The organism is Nostocoides sp. (assembly GCF_035343835.1).
Classification (GTDB): domain Bacteria; phylum Actinomycetota; class Actinomycetes; order Actinomycetales; family Dermatophilaceae; genus Nostocoides_A; species Nostocoides_A vanveenii.
The window spans coordinates 1-6,236 of sequence record NZ_DAOQZV010000192.1; the positions used below are offsets into that span (position 1 = coordinate 1).

General features: G+C 68.3%; 6 protein-coding genes. 3 read left to right on the plus strand and 3 right to left on the minus strand.

The features are described 5' to 3' along the window. Positions 1-278: 278 nt before the first annotated feature. Entirely contained in the window at positions 279-1,148 is an 870-nt protein-coding gene (locus PKH97_RS12470) for a crotonase/enoyl-CoA hydratase family protein (RefSeq protein ID WP_324387803.1), read from the plus strand. A 135-nt stretch (positions 1,149-1,283) separates the two neighbouring features. Then, a complete protein-coding gene (locus tag PKH97_RS12475) occupies positions 1,284-3,323 on the plus strand; it encodes an NAD(+) synthase (protein ID WP_324387804.1) in 2,040 nt (679 codons plus the stop codon). Between the two features lie 5 nt (positions 3,324-3,328). Here PKH97_RS12475 and PKH97_RS12480 read toward each other — a convergent pair whose 3' ends face one another. From PKH97_RS12480 to PKH97_RS12490, 3 genes are all read right to left on the minus strand, one after another. Then, positions 3,329-3,754, minus strand: coding sequence for a pyridoxamine 5'-phosphate oxidase family protein (locus tag PKH97_RS12480; protein ID WP_324387805.1), 426 nt, complete (start codon positions 3,752-3,754; stop codon positions 3,329-3,331). An 87-nt stretch (positions 3,755-3,841) separates the two neighbouring features. After that, positions 3,842-4,513, minus strand: a complete 672-nt coding sequence (locus tag PKH97_RS12485; protein ID WP_324387806.1) for an LmeA family phospholipid-binding protein — start codon at positions 4,511-4,513, stop codon at positions 3,842-3,844. A 12-nt stretch (positions 4,514-4,525) separates the two neighbouring features. Beyond that, positions 4,526-5,881, minus strand: coding sequence for a saccharopine dehydrogenase NADP-binding domain-containing protein (locus PKH97_RS12490; protein ID WP_324387807.1), 1,356 nt, complete (start codon positions 5,879-5,881; stop codon positions 4,526-4,528). A 155-nt stretch (positions 5,882-6,036) separates the two neighbouring features. Here PKH97_RS12490 and PKH97_RS12495 point away from each other — a divergent pair. Then, on the plus strand, positions 6,037-6,236 hold a 200-nt coding region (locus tag PKH97_RS12495; protein WP_324387808.1), incomplete at its 3' end, for a hypothetical protein.

A 6,236-nucleotide genomic window follows, 5' to 3' on the forward strand; every position in this document is an offset into this window, starting at 1 on the left:
CGAAGGCGACCACGAAGGTCAGGTCGAAGAGCAGCTCCAACGGCGTCGCCGCTCGCCCCTTCTCCTCCGGGTCGCGCCCGGTCATCTGCCGTATGCCGTGCGCCACCGTGCTCGCGCTTCGCTCGGCGGGCGTGATGTGCGTGGGTGGGGTCATCGTGTCCTCACGTTGGTTGCAGTCGCCGGTATTCTCGCCGACCGTTCCGGTATGCCGTTCGGCCGGTGTGACGTGAGCTACCCGCGGCCGTGAGTGGGCAGGGAGCGTGCCTACGATGCCCGGCGTGTCTGCTGAAACGTCCTCCGTCGAAACCGGGCGAACACCTACCGTGCCCGCAACCCCTGGGGGCGCACCAGGTGCTCCAGTCCTCACCTGTGAGATCGCGGACCGGGTCGCGTACGTTCGGCTCAACCGACCGGACAAGCGCAATGCCCTGTCCACCGAGTTGCTGCACGAGTTGCAGCACACCGCCCACCGGCTGGCGAAGGATCGAACATTGCGCGCCGTCGTCCTGGCCGGCACCGGCAAGGCGTTCTGCGCCGGCATCGACCTGAGCGTCCTCGCCGATGCCAAGGGCAGCTTTGTCAAGGGGTTTCTGCCGCGGCCGTGGCGGGGCACGAACCTCTTTCAGGAGGCCTGCTGGGCCTGGCGCCGGATCCCTGTCCCGGTGATCGCGGTCGTCCACGGCACCTGCTTCGGCGCGGGGATCCAACTCGCGCTGGCCGCGGATTTCCGGTTCACCACGCCGGACGCGCAGTGGTCGGTCATGGAGAGCAAGTGGGGTCTGGTCCCCGATATGTCCGGCGTGCACGCCCTCTCGCAACTCATACCCATCGATATCGCCAAGCGGCTGTCGATGACCGGCGAAATCATCTCGGGGGAGCGGGCCGCCCAACTCGGTCTGGCGACGGCGGAGGCGAGCGATCCGCATACGGCCGCGGGCGAGTTGCTCGATGCGATCCTTGTGCGCTCGCCCGACTCGGTGGCCGCGAGCAAGCGGATCTTCGACGACACCTGGCACGCCGGCGCCCGCCGCACCTTTGCCCGGGAGCGCGCCGAGCAGGCCCGCCTACTCTTCGCGCGCAACACCGCGATCGCCCGCAAGGTGGCGACTGGCGCGGCCAAGCCGGACTACGCCCCGCGCCCCCGCTGACTGGTCGCCGGGTGCTCAACCAGGGCCGACTCAGCACACGTGAGGTGACGTCCAGCAGGGTCTACCCTGCTTGAGGTGACCTAATCCCTGCTAGCAGAGGTTAGGTTCGGGGGCGCCGCGCCTAGGATCGCGGCTATGGAGTTTCGGTCGGCCTACGCCCATGGTTTCGCCCGCGTCGCGGCGTGCACGTTGCCCATCAAACTCGCCGAACCGGCCGCCAATGCCGAGTCCTTGCTCGCCCAGGCGCGCGCGTGTGACGCCGACGCGGTCGCTCTCGCCGTCTTCCCCGAGCTCTGCCTGACCGGCTACTCGCTCGAGGACCTCTTCCTCCAGGACCCGGTGCTCGACGCCGCGGAGGACGCACTCCACCACTTCGTCGCTCAGACCCGAGACCTGCTCCCGGTCATCGTCATCGGTGCGCCGCTGCGCAATGGCAATCGGATCTTCAACTGCGCCATCGTCATTCACCGGGGCGAGATCCTGGGTATCGCACCCAAGGCCTACCTGCCGACCTATCGCGAGTTCTACGAGCGGCGCCATTTTGCTCCGGGCGATGATCAACGGCATACGTCTATCGCGTTGCGGGGCAAGGAGATTCCCTTCGGCACCGACCTGATCTTCCGGGCCCGGGATCTCCGGGGGCTGTCGATCCACATCGAGGTGTGCGAGGACATGTGGGTGCCGATCCCGCCAAGCGCCGAGGCGGCCCTCGCTGGAGCGACCGTGCTCGGCAATCTCTCCGGCAGCCCGATCACCGTTGCCAAGTCGTATGACCGCAACCTCCTGTGCGAGTCGTCCTCCTCGCGCTGCAACGCCGCCTATGTGTATGCCGCTGCGGGAGAAGGGGAGTCGACCACCGATCTGTCTTGGGACGGGCAGACGATGATCTATGAGATGGGGACGCTGCTCGCCGAGACCGAGCGCTTTCCCGACGGTCCTAGGCGCAGCGTCGCCGACATCGACCTGGACGTGCTGCGTCAGGAACGGATGCGGCAGGGCACCTTCGATGACAATCGCCGCACGCACGCCGCGCGGCTTGACTTCCGCACCGTCGACTTCGACCTTGACCCCCCCGCGACGGACGTGGGGCTGCGGCGCAAGGTCGACCGCTTCCCCTTCGTCCCCGACGAGGAGGACCGCCTCGCCCTGGACTGCTACGAGGCCTACAACATTCAGGTCAGCGGGCTGGAGCAGCGCCTGCGTAGCATCGGCCAGCCGAAGATCGTCATCGGCGTCTCCGGTGGCTTGGACTCCACGCACGCGCTGATCGTCGCGGCCAAGGCGATGGACCGTCTCGGCAGGCCGCGCAGCGACATCCTCGCCTTCACCATGCCGGGCTTCGCGACGAGCGACCACACCAAGAACAATGCGACCGCCCTGTCCGAGGCGCTCGGTGTCTCGTTCGAGACCATCGACATTCGCCCCGCAGCGACCCAGCTGCTGACGGACATGGGTCACCCCTTCGGCCGCGGTGAGCCGGTCTACGACGTGACCTTCGAGAACGTCCAGGCCGGCCTGCGCACCGACTACCTCTTCCGGCTCGCCAATCAGCGTGGCGGGATCGTCCTGGGCACCGGGGATCTGTCCGAGCTCGCGTTGGGCTGGTGCACCTATGGCGTCGGCGATCAGATGTCGCACTATGGCCTCAACTCCGGCGTGCCCAAGACGTTGATGCAGCACCTGATCCGTTGGGTGGTCACCTCGGGACAGTTCGACGCGGCCGTGGGCGAGATCCTCACGTCGATCCTCGACACCGAGATCTCACCTGAACTCGTGCCGAGCGCGGACGGTGAGACGCCGCAGAGCACGGAGGCAATGATCGGCCCCTACGCCCTCCAGGACTTCACGCTCTATCACGTGCTGCGCCGCGGCTATCTGCCGAGCAAGATCGCCTTTCTCGCCACGCACGCCTGGTCCGATGCAACCGCGGGGGAGTGGCCGCCGAGTTACCCGGATGCCAAGCGCACGGCATACGACCTCGCGACAATCCGCCATTGGATGACGGTCTTCGGCAAGCGCTTCCACGCTAACCAGTTCAAGCGGTCGGCGCTGCCGAACGGGCCTAAGGTGGTCCGCGGTGGCTCACTGTCACCGCGTGGTGATTGGCGTATGCCGTCCGATGTCTCGGCGCGCACCTGGCTGGGCGAGCTCGAGACAAACGTCCCGAGCGCGTAGCGCGCCTACTGCGAGCGCATGTGCGCCCATGGCTTGTGGAGCGCGAAGCGGCGTCCACTCATTTCGCTGACCGTGATAGCGACAACGACGAGCTTCGTGGTCGCGACCCACGGACGCAGCGGCAGGTTGTCGACGGCGTCCGCCTCGTCGCCTTCGAGGGTCTCGGCGCTGCCGCGCAGGACGACGCTGGTGGCTTCGGTGTCGGTGAACTCGTCGGCCTCGAAGGCGACGTCATTGTTCATGGTGACCCCGAGCAGCTTGTTGCCCTCGGCGGTGCGGAAGATCAGGCGCTGTCCGTCCACGACATAGTTGACCGGGGTGATGTGGACCTCGCCAGCTAGGTGGAAGGCGAGCCGACCGAACTCGTGCTGCCCCAGGAAGTCCCAGCATTGGTCCTGGGTCAGATCCGTGACGGGGTTGTCGTCGAGCATGTCTCCTCCTGGTCAGCGATTCGTCGGCCGGTGCGTCTCCCACGCTAGTCCCTCGCGGCGAGGCGTCCCAAGCTGGGCGACGTGCGGTCAACTGCTGCTGCCGGCGATTGTGACATCGGTGCCTTTCAGCGTGGCCCGAAAGCCATGGGGCCCCACGGTGACTGCGGTCAAGCGCAGCCCTGGCGGCAGACCCTGAACACTCTGGCGCACCGTCACCAACTCGCGGACCACACCGCTGAGCGCGTCATTGATCACGCCGGGCATGCCGATATCAATGGTCTGCGGCACGATCACCAGATCGCCACCCTCCGCGCTGACTTTGCCGGTGGCCCGGATCGTCAGATCCTGGCCGAGGACAGTGGCCGTGCGCGCAACTGCGGCCAGTCCGCCGCCCGCGTCGTAGAGGCGCACATCATGGCCGACCTGCTCGGCGGCCACGGCGAACGGCAAAGTGGCGACGAGCGTCACCGCGCCCACGCGCAAGCCGGCCCTGGTGACGCGCACATTGGTCCCGGTGGCGTGCACATCGCGCAGCGGGCCGTCCGGCGTCACCAGCGCCGACGACGTCAGGTCCACATCGCCGAGCCAGGTCTCGTCCGGGGTGAGATCGGTCGGTGGCTCACTTGGGCTCACCCCCGGCCCCATCGGGGCGGCGTGCGGGGTCGTCGAGCCGACCGAACCGAGTCGGCTCGCGGCGACGAAGCCGAGGACGACGACCAGCACGAGCATGGTCGCCATCCCGGCCAGAAACCGCTTCATTGCCGTATGCCGTCAGCTCGCGTCCGCGCGCACGTCACCGGCCGTGGTGGCGTCTGTTGTCGTCGCGTCTGCGCTCGTCGCGTCGGTCTCGGCGGGGTCGAGACGCTCGGTGGTGAGCGTGAAGCCTTGGCTGCGCAAACGCTCGGCGAGGACATCGCCCATGGCGGTTGCCGGAGTCAGCACGCCCGCGCGGTCGGGCAGGGTGTCGAGAGCCAGGCACAGCGCGGACTGACCGAGCATGATCGCCGTGCCCGAATAGCCGGGGTCCGCCGTCGCGGCGACCGTCGTGCGATAGCGCGCCCCCGTGGTGGTGGTCGATTCGACCTCCATGCGGAACCGGCCGCGTTCCTGCGCCTCGACGCTCGGGCCCTCGCCCGGCTTGGGGAGCACCCGGTCGAGAATCGTCCGCGTGGGCCTGAACGACATCCCGCCGGCGACGCCGAGCAGGCCCGCGGTAAAGGCTCCGGCCATTGCCGGGGCCTTGACGGAGGTGCCGAAATCCATGACCTCCTGATAACGGAAGCCACGGCCGTAGGCATGGCCGAGCAAGGCATTGCTGCGCCGCACGATCCGGGTGTTGAAGGAGGCCATGACGAAGGGCCCGGTCCAGTGCCCGTCGGTCGTCCGGCGCACGGGCAAGGCGCCTGCCACGCCCTTGAGGACGTCGATCGGTGAGCTGGCCTTGGCGCGCTTCGACCCGCCGCGCGAGGGTTCGGCGCCACGGTCGGGGCTTAGGCCGTAAGGGTCGGCGACGATCTTGCGGTCGCTGGCGTTCGCGGCGCTCTCGATGGCCTGCGTTCGCATCGAGTCGATCGTGCCGCCGCTGAATCCACCACGCAGTTGACGCACGTAGTTGACGGTCTGGCCCAACTCGCCCTGCCCGTCGGCGGCCGCGCGCTCCGCGGTCAGGAGTACACCCAGGTCGGACGGGATGGAATCGAAACCGCAGGCGTGCACGACCTTGGCACCACTGCAGCGAGCGACGTCGTCGACGGCGTCCGCGCTGCGGCGCACGAAGAGCACCTCACCGGTCAGGTCGGCGTAGTGCGTGCCCGCCTCGGCGCATGCTTTGACCAGGGGCATGCCGTATTTGGCGTAGGGACCCACGGTGGTCACGACGACCTTGGTGCTGGCCGCGAGGCCCGCCATGGCCGCATCGTCTCCCGCGTCGGCAACGACGATCGCCCACTGCGCAGCCCCAGGGCCGAGTCCGCTCCGAACGGATTCGAGCTTGTCGCGACTGCGTCCAGCGAGCGCGATGCGCACCTCGGGTGGTGCGGTCTTGGCCAGATGACCCGCGGTCAGTTTGCCGACGAAGCCGGTGGCCCCGAAGAGAACGATGTCGTAGGTGCGTGCGTCTGCCGTCATGGCGCGAAGTCTAGGTCGGGCCACCGACAGGGCTCCCGGCCTGGGCATTGTCTCGATTGCCCAGCGCCTTATCCGCCGCAACGATCGCCGGGCCGGTAGACATTGAGGTGCGCCGCGGGCGCGAGCACGACCCCACCCAATGAAGGGAGCCGACGATGAGCAGTGCACCGGGCGAGGGCACGGATGTGCCTCTGGAGACCATGGAAGAGGAGTCGCCGGCGGTGGCCGGACTGAGCGCCGACGGTGGCGCCGGTGTCGGTGGCGACGGCGGCGCGGACGGTGGTGCCGATGGCGGGGCTGACGGCGGCGCGGACGGTGGTGCCGATGGCGGCGCGGATGGGGGTGCCGACGGCGG